Origin of the sequence: Streptomyces sp. NPDC089915, from assembly GCF_040684675.1 — a bacterium.
Taxonomy (GTDB): domain Bacteria; phylum Actinomycetota; class Actinomycetes; order Streptomycetales; family Streptomycetaceae; genus Streptomyces.
In genome coordinates this window covers 1-21,772 of record NZ_JBFBGN010000121.1, presented here as the reverse complement: position 1 = coordinate 21,772, position 21,772 = coordinate 1, and the positions used below count along the sequence as shown (strand labels likewise).

Sequence of the window (21,772 nt, the reverse complement as noted above, 5' to 3'; positions counted from 1 at the left end):
AGCCCGCGTACTGGACGTACTTGGCTTTCGCCCGGTGCGGCGAGAGCGCGTGCCAGGCGTCGCGGGGCAGACGGGAGTTTGACGACAGGCCCTAGCGCCAGTCGTCCCACGGCGGGTCCATCTCGTCGAGGTCGAAGGGCGGTTCCTCCTCGAACGGGGGCTCCTCGGGGGCCGGGGCCGCCTTCCGGGGCGCGGCGGCGGGGGCCGGGGCGGCCTGAGCCGGGGCGGCCGCGGCCGGAGCCGGGGTGCCGGCGGGCGCCGCGGTGGCGGCGGCGCCGTCGGCCCGGCACTCGGCCAGGGCGTCGAGGAGGCCCTCGGCGTACTTGGCGAGCTTGGCCTCGCCGACGCCGCCGATGCCGCCCAGTTCCGCGACCGTGCCGGGGAGCCGCGTCGCGATCTCCCGGAGCGTCGCGTCGTGGAACACGACGTACGCGGGCACGCCCTGCTCCTTGGCCGTCGCGGCCCGCCAGGCGCGCAGGACCTCGAAGACCGGTACGGCGGCCGGCGGCAGGTCGACGGGGACGCGGGCGCCCTTCCCGGAGCGGGACCCCGACTCCTTGCGGGCGGCGGCCGGCGCCTTCTTCTCCTTGCGCATCTGGACGGTGCGGCGCCCGCCCAGCACCTCGCCGCTGGCGTCGGTGAGGACGAGGGTGCCGTAGTCGCCCTCGACGGCCAGCAGCCGCAGCGCCAACAGCTGCCGGACGACGCCGCGCCACTCGGCGGTGCCCAGGTCCGCGCCGACGCCGAACACCGAGAGGCCGTCGTGGTCGAACTGGATGACCTTGGCGGTCTTCTTGCCCTGGAGGATGTCGATGATCTGGCCGGCGCCGAACTTCTGGCGGCGCTCCTTGGCCAGCCGCCACACCGTGGACAGCAGTTTCTGGGCGGCGACCGTCCCGTCCCAGGACTCGGCGGGGGTCAGGCAGGTGTCGCAGTTGCCGCAGGCGCCGCCGTGCTGGCCGAAGTACTCCAGCAGCCGTTCCCGTCGGCAGTCGACCGTCTCGCACAGGGCGAGCATGGCGTCCAGGTGCATGCCCAGGGAGCGGCGGTGGGCGTCGTCGCCCTCGGAGCCGTCGATGAGCTTGCGCTGCTGGACCACGTCCTGGAGGCCGTACGCGAGCCAGGCCGTGGCGGGCTCGCCGTCGCGGCCGGCGCGGCCGGTCTCCTGGTAGTAGCCCTCCACGGACTTGGGCAGGTCGAGGTGGGCGACGAAGCGGACGTCGGGCTTGTCGATGCCCATGCCGAAGGCGATGGTGGCGACCACCACGACCCCGTCCTCGCGCAGGAAGCGGGCCTGGTTCGCGGCACGCGCGCGGGCGTCCATGCCGGCGTGGTACGGGACGGCGTCGATGCCCTGTTCCACCAGGAAGGCGGCGGTCTTCTCCACCGAGGCGCGGGACAGGCAGTAGACGACGCCGGCGTCCCCGTCGTGCTCGGTGCGGATGAGCTCCAGCAGCTGCCGGGCCGGGTTGTCCTTGGGGACGATGCGGTACTGGATGTTCGGCCGGTCGAAGCTGGCGACGAAGTGCCGGGCGTCCTCCAGGCCCAGCCGGGCCGCGATCTCGGCGTGGGTGGCCTCGGTGGCCGTCGCGGTCAGGGCGATCCGGGGCACCTTGGGCCAGCGCTCGTGCAGCATCGACAGCGCGAGGTAGTCGGGCCGGAAGTCGTGGCCCCACTGGGCGACGCAGTGCGCCTCGTCGATGGCGAACAGGGACACCTTGCCCCGGTCGAGCAGGCGCTGGGTCCCCTCGGTGCGCAGCCGCTCGGGGGCGAGGTAGAGCAGGTCGAGCTCGTCGGCGAGGAAGGCCTGTTCCACGGCCTGCCGCTCGTAGGGGTCCTGCGTGGAGTTGAGGAACCCGGCCCGGACGCCGAGGGCGGTGAGCGCGTCCACCTGGTCCTGCATCAGCGCGATCAGCGGGGAGATCACGATGCCCGTGCCCTCTCTGACGAGCGCCGGGATCTGGTAGCAGAGCGACTTGCCGCCGCCGGTGGGCATCAGCACGAGGGCGTCGCCGCCGCCGATCAGCTGCTCGATGATCTCCTGCTGCTCACCGCGGAAGGAGCCGTATCCGAAGACGCGGTGGAGCACGCGCAGTGCGTCGGGGACCTCGTCTGAGATCTCGGGGGAAGCGTCCGAAAGGGCCATCCGAGAAGCCTAGCGGCACCCCGTGACACTCCCGTCCCGTCCGCCCTGGCCTGTGGACGACCGGTACGACGGCTCGGGGCGTTTCCGGCCTTTACCCGCTGGACCCGGTGAATTCACCGTCGCGGAAATTCCGATTTCGTCCGGGAGCGGGCGGTCCCCGCGAATTGTCCCGCATTCGGAGCGGTGCGCAAGCGGGGCGCGGGAACCGCCGGTGCGGGGCGGGGGTCGGCGGCGGGCACGGTGTCCGGCCTGGCCGCCGACGGCCGGGCACGCGCCGGAGCGGCGCCCGTCCGCGCAGGTCCGGGTGCCCGCGGAGGCGTCGCTTGGCGCGCTTCTTGACTTGGAATCCGTCCATCGTAGGATCGGATTTGCCGATAGCCAAGGGACAGGAAAAACACTCCAGCGATTTCCGTGCACCGCGTCACCCCCGGTGCGGAAGGATTCCCATGTCTGAGAAGCAAACGGAAGGCTGCCCGGTCGCCCACGACCGCGCCCCGCACCCGACCCAGGGCGGCGGGAACCGCCAGTGGTGGCCGGATTCGCTCAACCTGAAGATCCTCGCGAAGAACCCCGCCGTGGCGAACCCGCTGGGCGAGGGGTTCGACTACGCCGAGGCCTTCAACACCCTCGACCTGCCCGCCGTCAAGCGGGACATCGCCGAGGTCCTGACGACCTCGCAGGACTGGTGGCCCGCCGACTTCGGCCACTACGGCCCCTTCATGATCCGGATGGCCTGGCACAGCGCGGGCACGTACCGGATCAGTGACGGCCGCGGCGGCGCCGGGGCCGGCCAGCAGCGGTTCGCGCCGCTCAACAGCTGGCCGGACAACGGCAACCTCGACAAGGCCCGCCGCCTGCTGTGGCCGGTGAAGAAGAAGTACGGCCGCGCCCTGTCCTGGGCCGACCTCATGATCCTCACCGGGAACGTCGCCCTGGAGACGATGGGCTTCGAGACCTTCGGCTTCGGCGGCGGCCGCCCGGACGTCTGGGAGCCCGACGAGGACGTGTACTGGGGCCCGGAGACCACCTGGCTCGACGACCGGCGCTACACCGGCGACCGCGAGCTGGAGAACCCGCTCGGCGCGGTCCAGATGGGCCTGATCTACGTGAACCCGGAGGGCCCGAACGGCACCCCGGACCCCGTCGCCGCCGCCCGCGACATCCGTGAAACGTTTCACCGGATGGCGATGAACGACGAGGAGACGGTCGCCCTGATCGCCGGCGGCCACACCTTCGGCAAGACCCACGGCGCGGGCCCGGCCGAGAGCGTCGGCGAGGCCCCGGAGGGCGCGCCGATGGCGGCGCAGGGCCTCGGCTGGGCGAACTCGTACGGCACCGGCAAGGGCGGAGACGCGATCACCAGCGGTCTGGAGGGCATCTGGACCGACACCCCGACCACCTGGGACAACGGCTTCTTCGACATCCTCTTCGGCTACGAGTGGGAGCTGTTCTCCAGCCCCGCCGGCGCCCACCAGTGGCGGCCGAAGGAGGGCGCCGGCGCGGGCACGGTGCGCGACGCGCACGACCCGTCGAAGACGCACGCCCCGACGATGCTGACGACCGACCTGTCGCTGCGCTTCGACCCGGTCTACGAGCCGATCTCGCGGCGCTTCCACGCCGACCCGGCCGCCTTCGCGGACGCGTTCGCCCGCGCCTGGTACAAGCTGACCCACCGCGACATGGGCCCCGTCGTCCGCTACCTGGGCCCGGAGGTGCCGGCCGAGCAGCTGCTGTGGCAGGACCCGCTGCCCGCCCGGACGCACGAGCCCCTGGACGCGGCGGAGACCGCCGACCTCAAGGCCCGGGTGCTGGCCTCGGGCCTGCCGGTGGGCGATCTGGTGTCCGCCGCGTGGGCGGCCGCCTCCTCCTTCCGCGGCAGCGACAAGCGCGGCGGTGCCAACGGCGGGCGGATCCGGCTCCAGCCGCAGAGCGGCTGGGAGGTCAACGAGCCGGACCGGCTGGCGGGCGTGCTGCGCGCCCTGGAGGGGATCAAGCGGTCCTTCGACGAGGGCCGCTCGGACGGCAAGCGGGTCTCGATGGCCGACCTGGTGGTCCTCGCGGGCGGCGCGGCCGTCGAGAAGGCCGCGAAGGACGCGGGCTTCGACGTCGAGGTGCCCTTCAGCCCGGGCCGGGTGGACGCCTCGCAGGAGCAGACGGACGTGGACTCCTTCGCCGCGATGGAGCCGGCGGCCGACGGCTTCCGCAACCACCTCGGCAAGGGCAACCGGCTGCCGGCCGAGTACCTGCTGCTGGACAGGGCCAACCTGCTGACGCTGAGCGCGCCCGAGATGACCGTCCTCGTCGGCGGCCTGCGCGTGCTGGGCGCCAACCACGGGCAGTCCTCGTACGGAGTCTTCACGGACACCCCCGGGGCCCTGACCAACGACTTCTTCGTCAACCTGCTCGACCTGGGCACGACGTGGAGGGCGGTGTCGCAGGACGAGACCTCCTTCGAGGGCCTCGACGCCGCGACGGGCGCCGTCAAGTGGACGGGCACCCGGGCCGACCTGGTCTTCGGCTCCAACTCCGAGCTGCGCGCCGTGGCCGAGGTGTACGCGAGCGACGACGCGAAGGAGAAGTTCGTCGGGGACTTCGTCGCGGCGTGGGCCAAGGTGATGGACCTGGACCGGTTCGACCTCGCCTGATCCCCGCCCCCTGGGGCACCGCGTCCGGGCCGGCTCCCCACCGGGGGCCGGCCCGGACCCGCGTCCGCGGGCGGGCCGCCTCAGGCCTGGCGGGCCGCCTCAGGCGCGGACCAGGCGGGCGATGGCACGCGAGGCCTCCTCGACCTTGCCGCGGGCCTGGTCCCCGCCCTCGGCGATGGCGTCCGCGACGCAGGAGTGCAGGTGGTCCTCCATCATGGTCAGCCCGAAGGACTGCAGGGCCTTGGTGGCGGCGCTGACCTGGGTGAGCACGTCGATGCAGTACGTCCCCTCCTCGACCATGCGCTGGAGTCCGCGCACCTGGCCTTCGATGCGGCGCAGCCGCTTGAGGACGTCGTCCTTGTGGGAGGTGTAACCGGGCACGGCGATCGCTTCCCTTCATCGGGCCTTCTTTACCCCTGGGGGGTATGTCGACAACGAGGACGGGCCGCGGGATGTTCCGCCGGGCGGTCAGTGGGAGTGACCGCCCTGCTCCTCCCCGGCCGGCTGCGCTGACCCGCCCGGCTGCGCGGCGGGCGCGGGGGCCGCCGCCCCGTCGCCGCCGGCCCGGACGGTGAAGGCCGCGGTGCGGACCTTGCCCTGGTGCTGGAAGTCCAGGAAGAGCCGGTAGGCGCCGGCGCTGGGGGCGGTGGCCGTGAAGGAGACGTCCGGGCCGGGGCCGCCCTCGTTGGGGTGGACGTGCAGGTAGGCGAGGTCCCCGTCACGCAGGGCGACGAGGTGCCCGTACGCCCCGAGGTAGGGCTCCAGGTCGGTGACGGGCCTGCCGTCCTTGCTGACGGTGAGCTTCAGCTCGCCGGGCTTGCCGGGGTCCAGGGTCCCGCCGAGCGCCACCTGGTAGCCGTCCACCTCCGCGGTGGGCGCGACCGGGGGCATCGGGTTCGGCGCGTAGGCGCCGGGGACGGTGAGGTCGGCGCCCAGGGTGACGTTCTTCGCGGCCCCGTCCGAGGGGGTGAAGTCGGCGAAGGCCTTGTAGGCGCCGGCGGCGGGCAGGTCGACCGGGGTGGACCAGGTGCCGTCCTGCGCGCGCACCGGGTGGAGGTGGCGGAAGACGGTCAGGTCGCGCGAGGCGACGATGAAGTGCAGTTCCTTGCCGTGCTCGGCCTTGTAGCCGGTGACCTTGCGGCCGGCCGCGTCCTTCACCGAGAACCTGAGCTCGCCCTGGCCCGGGGCGATGCCGGGGGTGTCCAGGCTCAGGGTGTAGCCGGCGTCGGAGATCTGGAGGCCGCCGGCCGCCGGGCCCTGGGCCGCGGCCTGCTCGTGGCCGCCGTGTCCGCCCTCGGCGGCCGGCGCCTTCGCCTGGGTCGCGTGGCTCGCGTGTTCCGCCTTCGCCGGCTCGCCCACGGGGCCGACGCCCACCCCGACCCCGTAGGCGGCGCCGAAGGCCCCCGCGAGTGCGGCGGCGAAGGCGGTGATCTTCACTCCGGTGTTCATGCCTGGTCTCCCGTACGACGTAGCTGCCGCGTACAGCGGTTCAATGGATCTCCACCATACCCCCAGGGGGTATCAAGTCAAGCGCGGGAAACTCTTGCGCATGGATACCTAGGGGGGGTATATCTGGAGTCAGCCCGGATACCCCCAGAGGGTATCTGCACGATCAAGGAGAAGCCCATGTCTTCCTGCTGTTCCCCCGATGGCGCCTGCGCCTCCAACGGTGAGACCACGACCACCGTCGCCGTCGTCGACAGCACCGCCACCGTCTACCGCGTGTCCGGCATGAGCTGCGGACACTGCCGGACCGCCATCACCGGGTCCGTCGGCGCGCTCGCCGGGGTCATCTCGGTGGACGTGGACGTGGACGGCGGCACCGTCACCGTGACCACGGCCGGCGAGCCGGACGACGCCGCGATCGCCGAGGCCGTCGACGACGCGGGCTACGAGCTCACCGGCCGGGCCTGACGCCCCGCCCCACCCCGACCCACCCGGACGCCGGGGCCCCGTCCGTCCACCGGGCCCCGGCACCGACCCCGCGCTCGAACGAGGAGCAGCACTCATGACCACCATCACCCCCGGCGCCGCCCAGGTCGAGCTCGCCATCGGCGGCATGACCTGCGCCTCGTGCGCGGCACGCATCGAGAAGAAGCTCAACCGGATGGACGGCGTCGAGGCGACCGTCAACTACGCCACCGAGAAGGCGAAGGTCACCTTCGACGCCGACATCTCCGTCGCGGACCTGATCGCCACCGTCGAGGCCACCGGCTACACCGCGCAGGAGCCCGCGCCGCCGCGCTCCTCCGCCGCGTCCGGCGCCGGGGAGGAGCCGGCCGAGACCGACGAGCTGGCCCCGCTGCGCCAGCGGCTCACCACCGCCGTCGTGCTCTCCGTGCCCGTCATCGCGATGGCGATGGTCCCGGCGCTCCAGATCGACTTCTGGCAGTGGCTCTCGCTGACGCTGGCCGCGCCCGTGGTCACGTACGCCGCCTGGCCCTTCCACCGCGCCGCCTGGACCAACGCCAAGCACGGCGCGGCCACCATGGACACCCTGATCTCGGTGGGCACGATCGCCGCGTTCCTGTGGTCGCTGTGGGCCCTGTTCTTCGGGACGGCCGGCACCCCCGGCATGACCCACGCCTTCGAGTTCACCATCGCCCGCACCGACGGCGCCGGGAACATCTATCTGGAGGCCGCGGCCGGCGTCACCACCTTCATCCTGGCCGGCCGGTACTTCGAGGCGAAGTCCAAGCGCAAGGCCGGCGCCGCCCTCAAGGCACTGCTGGAGCTGGGCGCCAAGGAGGTCACCGTGCTGCGCGGCGGCCACGAGGTGACCGTGCCCACGGCCGACCTCCAGGTCGGCGACCGCTTCCTGGTCCGCCCGGGCGAGAAGATCGCCACCGACGGCACGGTCGTCGAGGGCTCCTCCGCCGTGGACGCCTCGATGCTCACCGGCGAGTCCGTCCCGGTCGAGGTCTCCGTCGGCGACTCCGTCACCGGCGCCACGCTCAACGCCGGCGGCCGCCTGGTCGTCGAGGCCACCCGGGTCGGCTCCGACACCCAGCTCTCCCGCATGGCCCGGCTGGTCGAGGACGCGCAGAACGGCAAGGCCGCCGCCCAGCGGCTCGCCGACAAGATCTCCGCCGTGTTCGTGCCGGTCGTCATCGCCATCGCCCTGGCCACCCTCGGCTTCTGGCTCGGCACCGGCTCCGGCCTCTCGGCCGCCTTCACCGCCGCCGTCGCCGTCCTGATCATCGCCTGCCCCTGCGCCCTGGGCCTGGCCACCCCGACCGCCCTCCTGGTCGGCACCGGGCGGGGCGCCCAGCTCGGCATCCTGATCAAGGGCCCCGAGGTCCTGGAGTCCACCCGCAAGGTCGACACCATCGTCCTGGACAAGACCGGCACCGTCACCACCGGCCGGATGACCCTGCTGCACGTGCACACCGCCGAGGGCACCGACGAGACCGACGTGCTGCGCCTGGCCGGAGCCCTGGAGCACGCCTCCGAGCACCCCATCGCCCAGGCCGTCGCCGCGGGCGCCGCCGCCCGCGTCGGGACCCTGCCCGTCCCCGAGGACTTCGCCAACATCCCGGGCCTCGGCGTCCAGGGCGTCGTCGAGGGCCACGCCGTCCTCGTCGGCCGCGGCAAGCTGCTCGCCGAGTGGGCGATGGAGCTGCCCCCGCACCTGGAGCGCGCCAAGTCCGACGCCGAGTCGGCCGGGCGCACCGCGATCGCGGTGGCCTGGGACGGCGAGGCCCGCGCGGTGCTGGAGGTCGCGGACGCCGTCAAGGACACCAGCGCCGAGGCGATCCGCCGGCTGCGCGCCCTGGGCCTGACCCCGATCCTGCTGACCGGCGACAACAAGGCCGTGGCCGAGTCGGTGGCCCGCGAGGTGGGCATCGACGAGGTGATCGCCGAGGTCATGCCGCAGGACAAGGTGGACGTGGTCAAGCGGCTCCAGGCCGAGGGCCGCAGCGTCGCGATGGTGGGCGACGGGGTCAACGACGCGGCCGCCCTGGCCCAGGCCGACCTGGGCCTGGCCATGGGCACCGGCACCGACGCCGCCATCGAGGCGGGCGACCTGACCCTCGTACGCGGGGACCTGCGCTCGGCGGCCGACGCCATCCGCCTCGCCCGCAAGACGCTCGGCACCATCCGCTCGAACCTGTTCTGGGCCTTCGCCTACAACGTGGCCGCCCTGCCGCTCGCCGCGGCCGGACTGCTCAACCCGATGATCGCCGGAGCGGCCATGGCCTTCTCCTCGGTCTTCGTCGTCGGCAACAGCCTGCGACTGCGCGGCTTCCGGGCCGCCTCCAACTGAGGAGCCCCCGTGGCCGGTTACGTAGAGCACAAGGAAGACGTCATCCGGCGCCTGCGGCGGATCGAGGGCCAGGTCCGCGGGGTCCAGCGGATGGTCGCCGAGGACGTCTACTGCATCGAGGTCCTCACCCAGGTGTCCGCGATCAACGCCGCGCTCCAGTCCTGCGCCGTGACCCTGCTCGACGAGCACCTCGCCTGCTGCGTCACCGAGGCCATCGCCCGGGGCGGGGACGAGGCGAGGGTGAAGGTCGGCGAGGCGAGCAAGGCCATAGCCCGGCTGATCCGCGCGTAGCCCGGCGGCCGCGGCGCCCCGGAGCCCCTCCGCACGAAGACCGTGCGGAGGGGCTCCCGCGTTGCCGGCACCCCGCTCCGGGGCCCCCGTACCGGGCCGGGGTATGCCCGCGCCGCGAGGGCGGGCCGTACGATGAGCCGCTGCCGAGGGGAGGGCTACGAGCATGCGCGTACGCCGGCTGGGAGAGCTGGAAGCCGAGATCATGGACCGGGTGTGGCAGTGGGAACGCCCCGCCTCCGTCCGGGAGATAGTCGACGACATCAACCGGGGCCGCCAGGTCGCCTACACCACCGTGATGACCGTGGCCGACATCCTCCACCGCAAGGGCTGGCTGAGCCGGGAGAAGTCCGGCCGGGCGTGGATGTACCAGGCGGTGCGCAGCCGCGAGGAGTACACCGCGGCACTGATGCAGGACGCGCTCGGCGACAGCCAGGACCGCCGGGCCACGCTGCTGCGGTTCGTGGAGCGGATGTCCCACGAGGACGTGGAGGCGCTGGACGAGGCCCTGCGCGCCGCCCGCTGCGAGCGTCCCTCCGGTGCGGCGGGTGACGCCCTGTGAACCACCACGTGCTGCCGCCGCTGGGACTCGCCCTGGTGACCGGGCTGATGCTGCCGTGGATGCTGGTCCGCGCCGCGTGGGCGCAGCAGGCGCCCCGGCTGGGGCTGGCCGTGTGGATCCTGTGCGGCGCCCTGTTCGCGGCGTCGACGGCGATGCTGCCGGCGCAGCTGCTGCTGCCCGCGCACACCAGTCACCGGCTGGTCGACATGGCCCTGACCCTCGACGCGCCCCCGCCCGGCCGGCTGCTCGACGCGACCCCGCGCGAGGCCCTCGCCGCGCTGGCGGCGCTCGCGGTGCTGGCGGTGCCCGGGACCGGATTCGTACGGGAGCTGGTGCGGGCGCGCCGGGCCCGGACCCGGCACGCCGAACTGCTGCGGCTGGTGGGCCGGTACGACGACCGGCTGGGGGTGACCGTACTGGAGGACCCGCGGCCGGCGGTGTACTGCCTGCCGGGGCGTTCGCGCCGGGTCGTGGTCTCGACGGGGGCGCTGGAAGTGCTGTCGGAGCGGGAGCTGGCCGCCGCGCTCGCGCACGAGCGGGCCCACATCGGCGGCCGCCACCATCTGCTGGTGGCGGCGGCGGGGGCGTACGCGTCGGTGTTCCGCCGGCTCCCGCTGGCCCGGATCGGCGGGCGGACGGTGCCGCTGCTGCTGGAGATGGCCGCCGACGACCGGGCGCTGCGCGGCTGTTCGAGCGACGCGCTGGCCACGGCGCTGTACGCGCTGGCGACCGGGCGGGCGCCGCACAAGGCGTTCGCGGCGGGCGGTCCGTCGGCGGCGGTGCGGATGCGCCGCATCCTGGGGCCGCGCGGGACGGGGCGGCCGGTGCTGCGCGGGCTGTTCTCCGTGGCCGCCTCGGCGTCGGCCATCCTCCCGCTGGTCGCGCTCTGTTGTTGGACCCGTTGATAGCGGGTTCAGCCAACCCGGTTATTTACTAAGCCAATTCGTAGATTTCCCCCGGACCCCGGCCACTCGAATTGGCCGCTATTGTGGGCGCGTGCGGGCTCAGGACCGGCACGGCGAGAGGTGGGGGATAGATGCTGCTGGCTGACGTGCGGACGGCAGCTCCGCGGGACGCTGCGGCGATTTCCCGGCTCCTCGCCGAGGCGATACGCGAGGACTACACCGACCTCCTCGGAGAAATGCGCGTCGGCCGGCTGGTGTCGGCCCATTGCTCGCTCCCCCGCATTCGGGCGGAAATTGAAATTCCCGGCGGGGCGCCCACCTGGCTCGGCTGGCTGGTGGCCGCCGATGCCGAGGGCACCGTCGTGGGGGCCGTCTCGGGCGGGGTCCCCTTCCCCTCCGAGGGCGAGCTCTACGCCCTGTGCACCGCCCCGGCGCACCGCCGGCAGGGGGTCGGCTCGGCCCTGCTGGCGGCCGCCGGGACCCGGATGCGGGCGCACGGGGCGGAGTCCCAGCGGATCACGCTCCCCGCCGAACGGGCCCCGGGCCTGCCGTTCTTCACCCACCACGGGTTCACCCCGCTCACCGCGGTCCGGCTCGGCCGCACCCTCTGACGGACCGCCGCTCCCCCTCCTCCGCGGGAGCGTGGCAGATCCACGCCATCGCGTGTTCACGCAGCCGGCAACGCTGGCCCCGGCGCCCGCCCGCGGGACAGGATGTGAGCGGCGGCGCGGTCCCCCGGCGGCACGGGAGCCACGCCCCGGACGGCTGGACCGAGCGAGCCCCTGGAGGAGCGATGCACACACCGAGCGGCACTCCCCTGCCCGTCATGCCGGTCGTGCCCGCCGCGTTCGCGCCGGTCCCGCCGCCCGCACCGGCCGGCTCCCGGCTCCCCGCCCGCCACGGCGCTCCGGCGCTGCTCCCGGCGGACCACCTGCCCGGTCTGGAGTCGGCGGCACCGGCCGACGAGGACGCGGGCTGGCTGCACGACGCGCTGCTGGGCCCGTACAGCGCGGACATCACGGGCTACCTGCGGCTCGCGCGGCGCTGTGGCGGACCGGTCCTGGACCTGGGCTGCGGGGCGGGGCGCCTGGCGGTGCCGTTCGCCCGGCACGGGTTCCCCGTCGAGGCCGTGGACCGGGACGCGGCCGGCCTGGAGCGGCTGCGGGCCTGGGGCCGGCGGATCGGTCCGCAGGTCGCACGGCTCCTGGTCACCACCCGGGCCGATCTGGCGGACCTGCGGCTTCGGGGTACGTACCGGCTGGCCCTGCTGGCCGGGGCGATGATCTCGGCCGTGCCGCCCCACGCCCGCCCCGGGCTGCTGCGGGAGATCGCCGGGCACCTGGAGCCGGGCGGCACCCTGGCCCTCGACTACACCGTCCACGGGCTGCGCGGGCTGTCCGAGGAGCCCCGGCGCGGCTGGGCGTTCCAGGTGCCCCGGTTCGACGGGGTGGAGGAGTGGACCGTGGCCCGGCAGGTCTTCGACCTGGACGGGATGAGCGAGCGGATCACGTACCACTCGGTGCGCACGGACAAGCTGCGCACCGAGCGCGTGGTGCGGTCCACCGAGAAGTGGATCGTCGACCCGGAGGGCCTGGCCGCCGAACTCGACGCGGCGGGGCTGCGCGTGGAACGGCGCCGCTCCCACCGGCTGGACGGGCGGACCCGGAGCGTCCTGCTCGTGTGCCGGACCGCCGGCTGAAGGGCCCCGGCCCCCTTTCCGCTCCTCCCGCTCAAGAAGGGCTCGCAAGAGGTACGATGCCCTCAAAGGTTTGAGTGGACCAATAGCGGATGGTGACGCAGTGATGGCTGTCGTGGAGGAGTCGACCGGCCGCGAGGCGGTGATCCAGCGCCTCCGCGACGTGGGACTGCGGGTCACGGGACCGCGCCTGGAGGTGCTGCAGGTGCTGGCGGCGGGCGGGCACATGGACGTCGAGTCCATCACGGCCACCGCCCGCGAACGGCTGGGGACCCTCACCAGCCAGGCCGTCTACGAGATGCTCCGGCACTTCCTGGAGACCGGCCTGGCCGCGAAGTTCGACCGCCCCGGCCTGCCCGCCGTCTTCGAGATCTCCGGCCCGCCGCACCAGCACGCGCTGTGCGTGCGCTGCGGCCGGGTGGAGAACGTCGAGGCCGAGGTGCCCGAGCCGGCCGGCGACGCCCTCGGCGCCTGGCGGATGAACGGGGGCGCGGAGGTCGTCTTCAAGGGGCTCTGCCCCGACTGCGCGCAGGCGTCCCAGGGCTGATCCCTGGCTCCCGCACGCCCACCTCCCCGCAATCACATCGGCATGTGCCAAAGTGTGACTGTCGATTCGTAAGACGAGGGGGTCGCTGCGCGATGGCAACGGGCGATGGCAGGGACGGCATCCAGTCGGCCGACAAGGTGCTGGCCCTCTATCAGGAGCTGCGCCTGCGCGGGGTGTCCAACCTCAACGACGCCTTCGATGAGCTCGCCCTCCCGCCCGAGGAGCGCGAGAAGTGGCGCGAGGAGCTGATCGCGCTCGGCCTCATCGTCCCCACGGGCACCACCCACGCCACCCGCGCCGACCTCCAGTCCGGCGCGTGGCGTCCGGGCCCGGACGCCGTCGCCGCCGTCGACCCCGAGATCGCCCTGCTGCGGATGCTCCAGCGCGAACGGGAGCGGCTGCGCGAGCACCTGGACGAATCGGACCGCGCGTACAGCGCGCTGGAGGCGCTGGCCGGAAGGTTCCTGCGGCCCGGCACGCTCAGCGGGTCCGAGGTCGAGGTGGAGATCCTCGACGACTACGGGCGGATCCAGCAGGTGCTGGAGGACATCACCGACGTCATCCGGCACGATCTGACGTCCATGCACGTCACCGCCCTGGTACGGGAGGTGGCCGACCGGGTGCTGAGCCGCGACCGCCGGCAGATCGACAACGGGGTGCGCATCCGCGCCATCTACCACCAGCGGATCACGACCTCGCCGGAGGCGGTGGAGATGCTCCGGCGCCGGGTCGAGGCCGGGGTGGAGATCCGCCTCTCCCCCGCCGTCCCGATGAACATGATCATCGCGGACCAGCAGTTCGCCGTCCTTCCGGTGCACCCCGACGACCGGGCGGCCGGCGCGATCCTCGCCCGCGGCCCGGCACTGGTCCGCTCCTATCTGGCCCTGTACGAGCACTGCTGGCACGCCGCCACCCCGTACGGCGACGACGTGGCGCCGGAACTCGGCGGCGACGGATTGTCCGAACAGCAGCGGGCGGCCCTGAAGATGCTTGCGTCGGGAATGAAGGACGAAAAGGTCGCCCGGACCCTGGGAGTTTCCCTGCGGACGGTGAGCCGAATGCTGTCCGAGCTGATGCAGGAAATGGGGGCGTCCAGTCGATTCGAGGCGGGAGTGCGCGCGCAGCGGCTGGGCTGGCTGGACTGATTCGGCGGCCACCCGTATTGCGGAACCGCCGAAACGAAAACCCCGCGACCGCCCGGAAGGGCGATCGCGGGGCCGTGTCCGCTGCGGTGACCGGCAGTTCAGTCCCAGCCGTTGCCGTTGTTGCGGAGGGTACAGAGCGGACGGACGGTGGCGGTGCGAGCAGCGGACATGATTCCTCCAGGAATTACGAAAGGTCGTTTCCGTCTCCGTGGATCCGTGCCGCCGGTATTCCTTCGAAGACATCTCCATTGTCGTATGGATTCCAGATGCGGGCCAGTTCCCTATAGCGCACCTGAGGCGGATCTGAAGGAGTTCACGCAGACGTTACGCTTGCGCACCTTTGGTCAGCTCAAAAGTGCTGCTAGGCTGGAATTCCGGCCTTCTCGGCCCTCCAGGGGAGAGGCGCCGGCGAGGCAGGAGCGTGCCGCCGCTCCTGCCTCACCCATGTCCGCGCCCGGCCGCGGCCCCTCCTCCCGCAGGACGTCCCGGTAGACCTCCAGGGTCGCCGAAGCGGCCGCGCCCCAGCTCGACTTCCGGGCGTGGGCCAGCGCGGCGCGGCCCATCACCGCGGCCTCGGCGGGGTGTTCGGCGAACCACAGCAGCCGGCGGGCGTACTCCTGCGGATCGTTGCCGTGGACGAGCAGGCCCGTCACCCCGTCGCGCACCGCCGTCGGCAGCCCGCCGACCGCCGACGCCAGCACCGGGGTCCCGCACGCCTGCGCCTCCAGCGCGACCAGTCCGAAGGACTCGCTGCGCGAGGGCACCATCAGCACGTCGGCCGCCCGGTACCAGAGGGCCAGCTCCTCCTGCGGCACGGGCGGGTGGTGGCGCAGCACGTCCGACACCCCGAGTTCGCGGGCCAGTTCCCACGCCTCCCCGCGCGGACCGGCTCCCGAGTTGCCGCCCACCACCGGGACGAGGGTCCGCCCGCGCAGGTGCGGGGCCCGCTCCAGCAGGGCGGCGACCGCGCGGACCATCACGTCGGGCCCCTTGAGGGGCTGGATCCGGCCCGCGTACAGGGGGACGAACGCGTCGGCCGGCAGGCCCAGCCGGGCCCGCGCCGCCGCCTTTCCGCCGCCGGGGCCGAAGGTGCCCAGGTCCACGCCCGGCCGGACGATCTGCGTCCGGCGCGCGTCCGCCCCGTACAGCTCGCACAGGGCCCGGGCCTCGTCTCCGGTGTTGGCGATCAGCCGGTCGGCGGAGCCGACGACCTGGTGCTCACCGCGGATCCGCAGCTCCGGCTCGGGGGCGTCGCCCTCGGCGAGCGCGGCGTTCTTGACCCGGGCCAGGGTGTGTGCGGTGTGCACGAAGGGGATCCGCCAGCCCGCGGCCGCGATCCGACCGGCCTGGCCGGAGAGCCAGTAGTGCGAGTGGACCAGGTCGTAGCGCCGCTCCTCCTTGAGCAGCGCCAGCGAGAACGGCACCACCAGGGCGGGCATGTCCTCCTTGGCCAGGGGCGCGCGCGGTCCGGCCTCCAGGTGGCGCACCCGGACACCGGGGCCGAGGCCGGCCGGGTCCGGGTGCTCCTCGCCCCGGCAGCGGGTGAACAGGTCCACCTCGACGCCCTGTTCGGCGAGGGCCCGGGAGAGCTGGACCATGTAGACGTTCATGCCGCCCGCGTCCCCGGTGCCGGGCTGGTGCAGCGGTGAGGTGTGGACGCTGAGCATGGCGACGCGCAGGGACACGTGGAACTCCTACGGGGAGTGGCCGCGCGCCCCGCACCGCCGGGTGACCGGCGCGCGGTCACGCGGCGAAGGAGGGTGGTCGTCTCGCTGTGGTGCGATCGGTGCGGTGGTGCGGGGCGCGGCGCCGTGTGGGGGTCGACGGAACGCGCCGGAGGCCGGTCAGAAGCCGAACACCGGGCCCGAGGTCGGGGCCAGCCGGGTGCCGGGGGCGGGCGGGAGCAGGGCGGCGGCCGAAACCGGGCCGCCGGGCGGCGTCTTGAGGGCGGCGGCCAGCCGGTCCGCGCCCTCGGGCATCACCGGCCGCGCCCAGGCGGCGAGCGCCCGGGCGACGGCCAGCTGCCCGGCGAGCGCCGGGAGGTGGCGACTGTCGGCCGTGGGGCGGTGCGCCTCGTGCGCGTTGACGTGGCCGAAGTCGGCCGTCGAGCGCACCATCTCGTCGAGCAGGGCGACCGCCCGCCGGGGGTCGAAGGACTCCGGCGCGTAGGCCTCGCGCAGGTCCTCCACCCCGCGCACCAGCCGACGCTCCAGCACCTCCCAGCCGGCGCCGCCGGGCAGGGCCGCGGGGGCCAGCCCGGCGCATTCCTCGCGGACGGCCGCGAACAGCCGCGACAGCCAGCTGTTCCAGCTCTCGTCGAGCTCCCGGCGGGCGGCGGCGAGCCGCTCGGGGCGGAACTCCGTGCGCCGGCCCAGCGGCCGGGCCTGGAGGACGTGCCGGCGCAGCGTGTCGGAGCCGTACTCGGTGATCAGGTCCAGGGCCCAGGCCTTCTGGCCGGAGCCCCAGACGAGGGCCGCGTCCTCGACCACGTACGCCTCGTTGACGCAGAAGTGCTGCGGCAGTTTGACGCCCTGGGCGAAGAGCAGGACCGGCAGCAGTACGGCGTGGCAGAAGGCGTGGCCGAAGCCGCAGAAGTGGATGGCCCGTTCGGGCAGGGCCTGGTCGCCGTAGCCGAACAGGTGCATCGCGGCGGCCTCGAAGCAGCCGTCGATCCGGTGCTCGGGGAAGCCGTCGACCGGGACGGGCAGCCCCCATTCGGCGGGGTGGGCCACCGCGATGTCGGGCAGGCCGTCCTCGACGAGGGACTCGCAGAGCGCGGCCAGGCGCGGCGGCAGTCCGGTGCCGGCCCAGTACTCGGCGAGGGCCTCCCGGTGCGGTTCCAGCGGGATGTAGAGCCGGCGGCAGCGCCGTTGCACGGCGGCGGAGCCGCACTGGGCGCAGCGGGGTTCCAGGAGGTCGCCGCCGTCGTTGGGGCGGGCGCACTCGTGGCACATGCCGCCGTCGCTGGCGGCCGTGCAGTGCGGGCAGGTGCCGGTGACGTGGGCCCCGTGGAGCCAGCGCTCGCAGGACTCGCAGTACGGGGTGAGGCGGGTGCGGGCGGCGATGACGCCCTCGGCGTGCAGACGCCGGAAGAGGTCCGCGAGCCAGCGTCCGTAGCCCTTGTCCTGGCGGGGGCGCACGACGTGGTCGAACTCCACGCCGGAGCGCAGCCAGTCCGAGGTGATCGCGGCCCGGTACCCCTCCGCGACCTCCTCCGGCTTGCGGCCCGCGCGCAGGGCGCGGGCGTGTACGGAGCTGTTGTGGTCGGCCGTGCCCGTGGTGAACAGGACGGGCTCGCCTTCGGCCCTCAGGTAGCGCGACAGTACGTCCGCCGCTACGTAGGGGCCCGCGAGGTGGCCGACGTGGAGTTCGCCGTGGGTGGCCGGCGGGGTCGCGGTGATCCATACGGGGGTGCTCATGGGACCTCCTTGACGTCGTGGTGCGCAGTACGCGGCGGGGCTCGGCACGCGATGAGCGGTCGGGGCGGCGGGCCGCCGCCCGGCCGCCGGGAAGCCCGGGGTGCCGTACCAGCGTGACAGAGAAACGAACCGTACGGTCTGCTATGTGGGTGCGCGTTCACGCCGTTGCGTGGACACGCCAGGAGGTACCGGCCGGTCGGCCGGTCGGCCCCGCCGTTCGCCTGGGGCGCCAACTCCCTTGCCATGCAGGGCCGTTCAGGCGGCGTGGTCGACCGGGACCCGCATGCCCCGGACCACCTCGGTCCACAGCTCGTGCGCGGCCAGCGCCCACAGGGCGAGCGCGTCGCCTTCGGAGGGGCGCTCCAGCTGGCGTGCCAGCAGGGCCCGGACCCGTTCGGGCCGCAGCCGCCCGGCCCGGGACAGCCGCTGCGGGGACAGGAGTTCGCGCACCGGTTCCAGCAGCGGTCCGCCCGGGGCGATCAGCGCGGCGAGGGGCAGGGCGGGCGGCTGCCGGGGGCGACGGGCCACGGCTTCGGGCAGCAGCCCCCGCCCGGCCCCGTACAGGGCCCGCCGGCCCGGTACGGCGGCGGGGGCGAGGGCGCGGGCGTGCGCGGCGAGGGCGGGGCGGCAGAACGGCATCCTGGCCTCGACGGCCCAGGCCATGCCCAGGTGGTCGGCCCGGCGCAGGGGGCCGGCGGGCAGCCGCCAGCGGGTCTCGAAGGCGGTGACGGCGGCGAGCCGGTCACCGTCCGGGCAGGAGCGCAGCTCCCGCTCGACGCGGTCGGCGGCGGACCCCTCGGCGGCGAGGTGGGCGCGGTAGTCGGAGGTGTAGAGCCAGGAGCGGAGCATCCGGGGGGCGGCGGCCAGCGCGTCGGTGTAGGAGGCGGCCCAGTCACCGCCGGAGGGTGCCGGGGCGGCGGCGTGCAGCCGCGCGGGGGCGCCGAACAGCTCGTCGGCGCCGTCTCCGGTCAGGGCGACGGTGTAGCCGGCCTGGCGGACCGTCCGGAAGAGGGCGTACGCGACGAGGGCGGCCGGGTCGGCGTCCGGCTGGCCCAGGTGGCGGGTGGTGCGGGTGAGCAGCGAGGGCAGTTCGGCGGGGTCGAGGACGGCCTCGTGGTGGACGGTGCGGGCGCGGCGGGCGACCTGGCGGGCCCGGGCGTCCTCGGCTCCGGGCGGGCGGCCGCGCAGCGCCAGGTGGAAGGTGTGCGGGGCGGGCGCGCCGGCCGCCCGGGCCTCCTCGGCGGCCAGCGCCGTGACCAGGCCGGAGGCGAGGCCGCCGCTGGTGAGCACGCACACCGGCACGTCGGCCCGGGCGAGGCTGCGCACCTCGCGCCGCAGCGGCTCCCGCAGCCCCTCCCCCGCCGCCGGCGCCCCCTCGGGGGAGGGGAGTCCGGCGGGCCGGCGCCGTACGACGGGTGCCCGGCCCGGCCGTACGAGGGCGGTCGCGCCCGGCGGCAGCAGCCCGATCCCCTCCAGCGCGGTACGGGCCGACACCGGGGTGCGCAGGCACAGCACGGTGTCGAGGCTGTCCTCGCGCGGAACGGCCCGCACCCCGTCGAAGGCCAGCAGCGCCGGTATCTCCGAGGCGAAGCGGAACGTCCCGTCGGGGCCCTGGTGGTAGTGGAGGGGTTTGATCCCGAGCGGGTCGACGGCGAGCACCAGCCTGGGGGCGGCGCGCAGGTCGAGGACGGCGACGGCGAACATCCCGTCGAGCCGCCGCGCGAAGTCCGGCCCGTACTCGGCGTACAGGGCGGGCAGCAGGGTTCCGTCGCACAGGTCGGGGAACCGGTGTCCGCGGGCGGCGAGTTCGCGCCGCAGCGCGGTGTGGTTGCAGATCTCCCCGTTGAACACGGCCGTGATCCCCGGCAGGTGCGCGAGCCGGTACGGCTGGCTCCCGCCGCGCGGGTCGGTGACGGCGAGCCGGTCGCAGCCGAGGGACCAGCCGGGCCCGCACAGCACCCGGTGCTCGTCGGGGCCGCCGTGCCGCTGCCGGGCGGAGACGGCGGCGAGTTCGGCCGGGTCGGGCCGGACCGGCGCGTCCGAGAGGGAGCCGAAGATCCTGCACATGACGGGCGCCTCCGCTTCCCACGCGCGCGTGGTTCCTGAGCGATGTGGTGCGGTGAAGTCCGCGGGTGGCGTACAGGCGACATGTCGCGAGTACGCCAAAGGAGCCGCCTTGCGGCCCACGGTCACGCCCAAGAGGCTGATCTCATGGAACACTTCGCGACCCATCGCATTGACCGCAGCGCACCGGAATCCCTGCTGGTCGTGGCCGCGCACCCGGACGACATCGAGTTCTGCGTCAGCGGGACGGTCATGCGGTGGATCGCGCAGGGCACGAAACGCGTGACGTACTGCATCGTCACGGACGGCGGCGCCGGCGGCTACGACGAACGGCTCCCCCGCCAGGCCATGGGCGACCTCCGCCGGGCCGAGCAGGTCCATTCGGCCAAGCGCAGCGGCGTCGACGACGTCCGCTTCCTCGGCTACCCGGACAGCTACGTGGAGCCGAGCGTGGAGCTGCGCCGCGACCTGTGCCGGGTGATCCGGGAGGTCCGCCCGCAGCGGGCCGTCATCCCGAGCCCGGAGATCAACTGGTCCCGCATAGCCGACCTGCACCCGGACCACCGCGCGGTGGGCGACGCCGCCCTCCGGGCGATCTACCCCGAGGCCCGCAACCCGTTCGCCCACCCGTCCCTGCTGAAGGAGGAGGGGCTGGAGCCGTGGATCGTGCCCGAGCTGTGGCTGATGACCGGCCCGACCCCGAACCAGTACGTGGACGTCACCCCGGTCTTCGACCGGAAGGTCGAGGCGCTGCGCATCCACACCTCGCAGACCGCCCACTTCGACGACCTGGCGGGGCTCCTGCGGGAGTGGCTGGGCGAGCACGCGCGGACGGCGGGGCTGCCCGCGGGGCGGATGGCCGAGGCCTTCCAGGTCGTACGGATCGAGGGGTGAGGGCGGTCCGGGCCGGGTCCCGGCCCGGACGGCCCTCAGGTGTCACCGGTAGATGAGCAGTTCCCCTTCGGTCGCGTCCGCCAGTTCGTAGCGGGTGGCGACCAGCGGACGGCCCGAGTAGATCCGGATCAGCGTCGCCGCGTCGCCGCTGAACCGGGCCGGGGGCCGGCCGTCCACCTCGTTGCCCAGTTCCAGCGCTCCGGTGTGACCGTCGATGTCGGCGATCAGCCGGGGCGTCTCGCGTTTGCGGCTGGTGACGCGCAGCAGGGGCAGGGCGAGGGCCAGGCTGTCCCCGGCGTACGCGCCCGGCTCCCCGAACGCCTCGCGGACGTCGCCCGCGTGGATCCACTCCCCCAGGGCCACCGCGTCCAGCGTGCCGTCGCCCGCGGCGATGACCGCGCCGGCCTCGGTGAACCCGCGTTCCAGCTCGTCGACGATCCGGCCCACGGGCCAGTGCGCGCGCTCGGCCACGTCGGCGGCGTTGGCGGCGGGGAGGAAGACCCCCTCCTCCAGCCGGCCCTCGACGATCCGGACGAGGGCGGCCGCGCAGTGGGCGAGGACGTCCCGGGCGGTCCAGCCCGGGCAGGCGGTCCGCAGCCCGTACGCGGCCTCCGGCGTGCGGCGCAGCAGCGGGATCAGCGCGTCCCGTTCGGTGCGCAGCAGCAGGTCCGGGAGCCAGGGGTCCCGCACCGTCGGGGCGGTCTGCACGATGGTGTCCACGGTGTCCCCGGCGGTCAGTAGCGGTAGTGGTCGGGCTTGTACGGGCCCTCGACCTTGACGCCGATGTACGAGGCCTGCTCCGGGCGCAGCGTCGTCAGCTTCACGCCCAGGGCGTCCAGGTGCAGACGCGCGACCTTCTCGTCCAGGTGCTTGGGCAGCACGTACACGTCGGTCGGGTACTCCTCCGGCTTCGTGAACAGCTCGATCTGCGCCAGCGTCTGGTCCGCGAACGAGTTCGACATCACGAAGGACGGGTGACCCGTCGCGTTGCCCAGGTTCAGCAGACGACCCTCCGACAGCACGATCAGGACCTTGCCGTCAGGGAACGTCCACGTGTGGACCTGCGGCTTGACCTCGTCCTTCACGATGCCCTCGACCCTGGCCAGACCCGCCATGTCGATCTCGTTGTCGAAGTGGCCGATGTTGCCCACGATCGCCTGGTGCTTCATCTTGGCCATGTCCGCGGCCATGATG

General features: G+C 73.9%; 19 protein-coding genes. 11 read left to right on the top strand and 8 right to left on the bottom strand.

The annotated features are described in order from the left end of the window. Positions 1-91: 91 nt before the first annotated feature. Complete coding sequence (recQ, locus tag AB0O29_RS27580) at positions 92-2,146, bottom strand: DNA helicase RecQ (RefSeq protein WP_365156428.1); 2,055 nt, start codon at positions 2,144-2,146, stop codon at positions 92-94. 446 nt (positions 2,147-2,592) lie between these two features. Here recQ and katG point away from each other — a divergent pair, with 446 nt between their 5' ends. After that, positions 2,593-4,791 (top strand): catalase/peroxidase HPI, encoded by a 2,199-nt coding sequence (gene katG / locus AB0O29_RS27575; RefSeq protein ID WP_365156421.1) that lies wholly within the window; start codon positions 2,593-2,595, stop codon positions 4,789-4,791. Positions 4,792-4,890: 99 nt separating this feature from the next. On the opposite strand, the gene AB0O29_RS27570 is transcribed toward katG, so the two are convergent. Together AB0O29_RS27570 and AB0O29_RS27565 are read right to left on the bottom strand one after the other, a co-directional pair. After that, entirely contained in the window at positions 4,891-5,172 is a 282-nt protein-coding gene (locus AB0O29_RS27570; RefSeq protein ID WP_045947249.1) for a metal-sensitive transcriptional regulator, read from the bottom strand. An 87-nt stretch (positions 5,173-5,259) separates the two neighbouring features. Then, positions 5,260-6,240, bottom strand: coding sequence for a hypothetical protein (locus AB0O29_RS27565; RefSeq protein ID WP_365156418.1), 981 nt, complete (start codon positions 6,238-6,240; stop codon positions 5,260-5,262). Between the two features lie 177 nt (positions 6,241-6,417). Between AB0O29_RS27565 and AB0O29_RS27560 the strand changes: the two genes are divergently transcribed. The 9 genes from AB0O29_RS27560 (at position 6,418) to AB0O29_RS27520 (ending at position 14,201) form a co-directional block, all read left to right on the top strand. After that, positions 6,418-6,705: a cation transporter gene (locus tag AB0O29_RS27560; RefSeq protein WP_365156415.1), complete on the top strand. Its 288-nt coding sequence runs from the start codon at positions 6,418-6,420 to the stop codon at positions 6,703-6,705. A 94-nt stretch (positions 6,706-6,799) separates the two neighbouring features. Next, entirely contained in the window at positions 6,800-9,058 is a 2,259-nt protein-coding gene (locus AB0O29_RS27555) for a heavy metal translocating P-type ATPase (RefSeq protein ID WP_365156412.1), read from the top strand. Between the two features lie 9 nt (positions 9,059-9,067). Next, the gene (locus AB0O29_RS27550; RefSeq protein WP_365156409.1) at positions 9,068-9,349 is read left to right on the top strand and encodes a metal-sensitive transcriptional regulator; all 282 of its coding nucleotides are present in this window, start codon (positions 9,068-9,070) and stop codon (positions 9,347-9,349) included. Positions 9,350-9,512: 163 nt separating this feature from the next. Beyond that, positions 9,513-9,908: a BlaI/MecI/CopY family transcriptional regulator gene (locus tag AB0O29_RS27545; RefSeq protein WP_365156406.1), complete on the top strand. Its 396-nt coding sequence runs from the start codon at positions 9,513-9,515 to the stop codon at positions 9,906-9,908. After that, entirely contained in the window at positions 9,905-10,813 is a 909-nt protein-coding gene (locus AB0O29_RS27540) for a M56 family metallopeptidase (RefSeq protein WP_365156403.1), read from the top strand. The genes AB0O29_RS27545 and AB0O29_RS27540 overlap by 4 nt, the downstream gene beginning before the upstream one ends. A 131-nt stretch (positions 10,814-10,944) precedes the next feature. Beyond that, positions 10,945-11,424, top strand: a complete 480-nt coding sequence (locus AB0O29_RS27535) for a GNAT family N-acetyltransferase (protein WP_365156401.1) — start codon at positions 10,945-10,947, stop codon at positions 11,422-11,424. Between the two features lie 182 nt (positions 11,425-11,606). Further along, on the top strand, positions 11,607-12,512 hold the full coding sequence (locus AB0O29_RS27530; RefSeq protein WP_365156398.1) for a class I SAM-dependent methyltransferase: 906 nt from the start codon (positions 11,607-11,609) through the stop codon (positions 12,510-12,512). 103 nt (positions 12,513-12,615) lie between these two features. Further along, positions 12,616-13,056 carry a transcriptional repressor gene (locus AB0O29_RS27525; protein WP_365156395.1) on the top strand — a complete coding sequence of 147 codons (441 nt, stop codon included), beginning with the start codon at positions 12,616-12,618 and terminating at the stop codon, positions 13,054-13,056. Positions 13,057-13,148: 92 nt separating this feature from the next. Next, entirely contained in the window at positions 13,149-14,201 is a 1,053-nt protein-coding gene (locus AB0O29_RS27520) for a helix-turn-helix transcriptional regulator (RefSeq protein WP_365156392.1), read from the top strand. Positions 14,202-14,545: 344 nt separating this feature from the next. Here AB0O29_RS27520 and mshA read toward each other — a convergent pair whose 3' ends face one another. The 3 genes from mshA to AB0O29_RS27505 form a co-directional block, all read right to left on the bottom strand. Then, entirely contained in the window at positions 14,546-15,886 is a 1,341-nt protein-coding gene (gene mshA / locus AB0O29_RS27515) for a D-inositol-3-phosphate glycosyltransferase (protein WP_365156390.1), read from the bottom strand. Positions 15,887-16,045: 159 nt separating this feature from the next. Then, positions 16,046-17,620 carry a class I tRNA ligase family protein gene (locus AB0O29_RS27510; RefSeq protein ID WP_365156387.1) on the bottom strand — a complete coding sequence of 525 codons (1,575 nt, stop codon included), beginning with the start codon at positions 17,618-17,620 and terminating at the stop codon, positions 16,046-16,048. Positions 17,621-17,875: 255 nt separating this feature from the next. Then, positions 17,876-19,687 carry an asparagine synthase-related protein gene (locus AB0O29_RS27505; RefSeq protein WP_365156384.1) on the bottom strand — a complete coding sequence of 604 codons (1,812 nt, stop codon included), beginning with the start codon at positions 19,685-19,687 and terminating at the stop codon, positions 17,876-17,878. A 144-nt stretch (positions 19,688-19,831) separates the two neighbouring features. Here AB0O29_RS27505 and AB0O29_RS27500 point away from each other — a divergent pair, with 144 nt between their 5' ends. After that, positions 19,832-20,578 (top strand): PIG-L deacetylase family protein, encoded by a 747-nt coding sequence (locus AB0O29_RS27500; protein WP_365156382.1) that lies wholly within the window; start codon positions 19,832-19,834, stop codon positions 20,576-20,578. A gap of 42 nt (positions 20,579-20,620) precedes the next feature. Here the strand turns inward: AB0O29_RS27500 and AB0O29_RS27495 are convergent, their stop codons facing one another. Further along, complete coding sequence (locus AB0O29_RS27495) at positions 20,621-21,298, bottom strand: maleylpyruvate isomerase family mycothiol-dependent enzyme (RefSeq protein WP_365156379.1); 678 nt, start codon at positions 21,296-21,298, stop codon at positions 20,621-20,623. Positions 21,299-21,312: 14 nt separating this feature from the next. Beyond that, a partial coding sequence (locus tag AB0O29_RS27490) for an adenosylhomocysteinase (RefSeq protein WP_365156376.1) occupies positions 21,313-21,772 on the bottom strand: 460 nt, incomplete at its 5' end.

Bases quoted from the DNA above. Each gene is read 5' to 3' on its own strand.
- recQ (WP_365156428.1), bottom strand. From the start codon at position 2,146: ATGGCCCTTTCGGACGCTTCCCCCGAGATCTCAGACGAGGTCCCCGAC.
- katG (WP_365156421.1), top strand. From the start codon at position 2,593: ATGTCTGAGAAGCAAACGGAAGGCTGCCCGGTCGCCCACGACCGCGCC.
- AB0O29_RS27565 (WP_365156418.1), bottom strand. From the start codon at position 6,240: ATGAACACCGGAGTGAAGATCACCGCCTTCGCCGCCGCACTCGCGGGG.
- AB0O29_RS27560 (WP_365156415.1), top strand. From the start codon at position 6,418: ATGTCTTCCTGCTGTTCCCCCGATGGCGCCTGCGCCTCCAACGGTGAG.
- AB0O29_RS27555 (WP_365156412.1), top strand. From the start codon at position 6,800: ATGACCACCATCACCCCCGGCGCCGCCCAGGTCGAGCTCGCCATCGGC.
- AB0O29_RS27545 (WP_365156406.1), top strand. From the start codon at position 9,513: ATGCGCGTACGCCGGCTGGGAGAGCTGGAAGCCGAGATCATGGACCGG.
- AB0O29_RS27535 (WP_365156401.1), top strand. From the start codon at position 10,945: ATGCTGCTGGCTGACGTGCGGACGGCAGCTCCGCGGGACGCTGCGGCG.
- AB0O29_RS27530 (WP_365156398.1), top strand. From the start codon at position 11,607: ATGCACACACCGAGCGGCACTCCCCTGCCCGTCATGCCGGTCGTGCCC.
- AB0O29_RS27525 (WP_365156395.1), top strand. From the start codon at position 12,616: ATGGCTGTCGTGGAGGAGTCGACCGGCCGCGAGGCGGTGATCCAGCGC.
- AB0O29_RS27520 (WP_365156392.1), top strand. From the start codon at position 13,149: ATGGCAACGGGCGATGGCAGGGACGGCATCCAGTCGGCCGACAAGGTG.
- AB0O29_RS27510 (WP_365156387.1), bottom strand. From the start codon at position 17,620: ATGAGCACCCCCGTATGGATCACCGCGACCCCGCCGGCCACCCACGGC.
- AB0O29_RS27505 (WP_365156384.1), bottom strand. From the start codon at position 19,687: ATGTGCAGGATCTTCGGCTCCCTCTCGGACGCGCCGGTCCGGCCCGAC.
- AB0O29_RS27500 (WP_365156382.1), top strand. From the start codon at position 19,832: ATGGAACACTTCGCGACCCATCGCATTGACCGCAGCGCACCGGAATCC.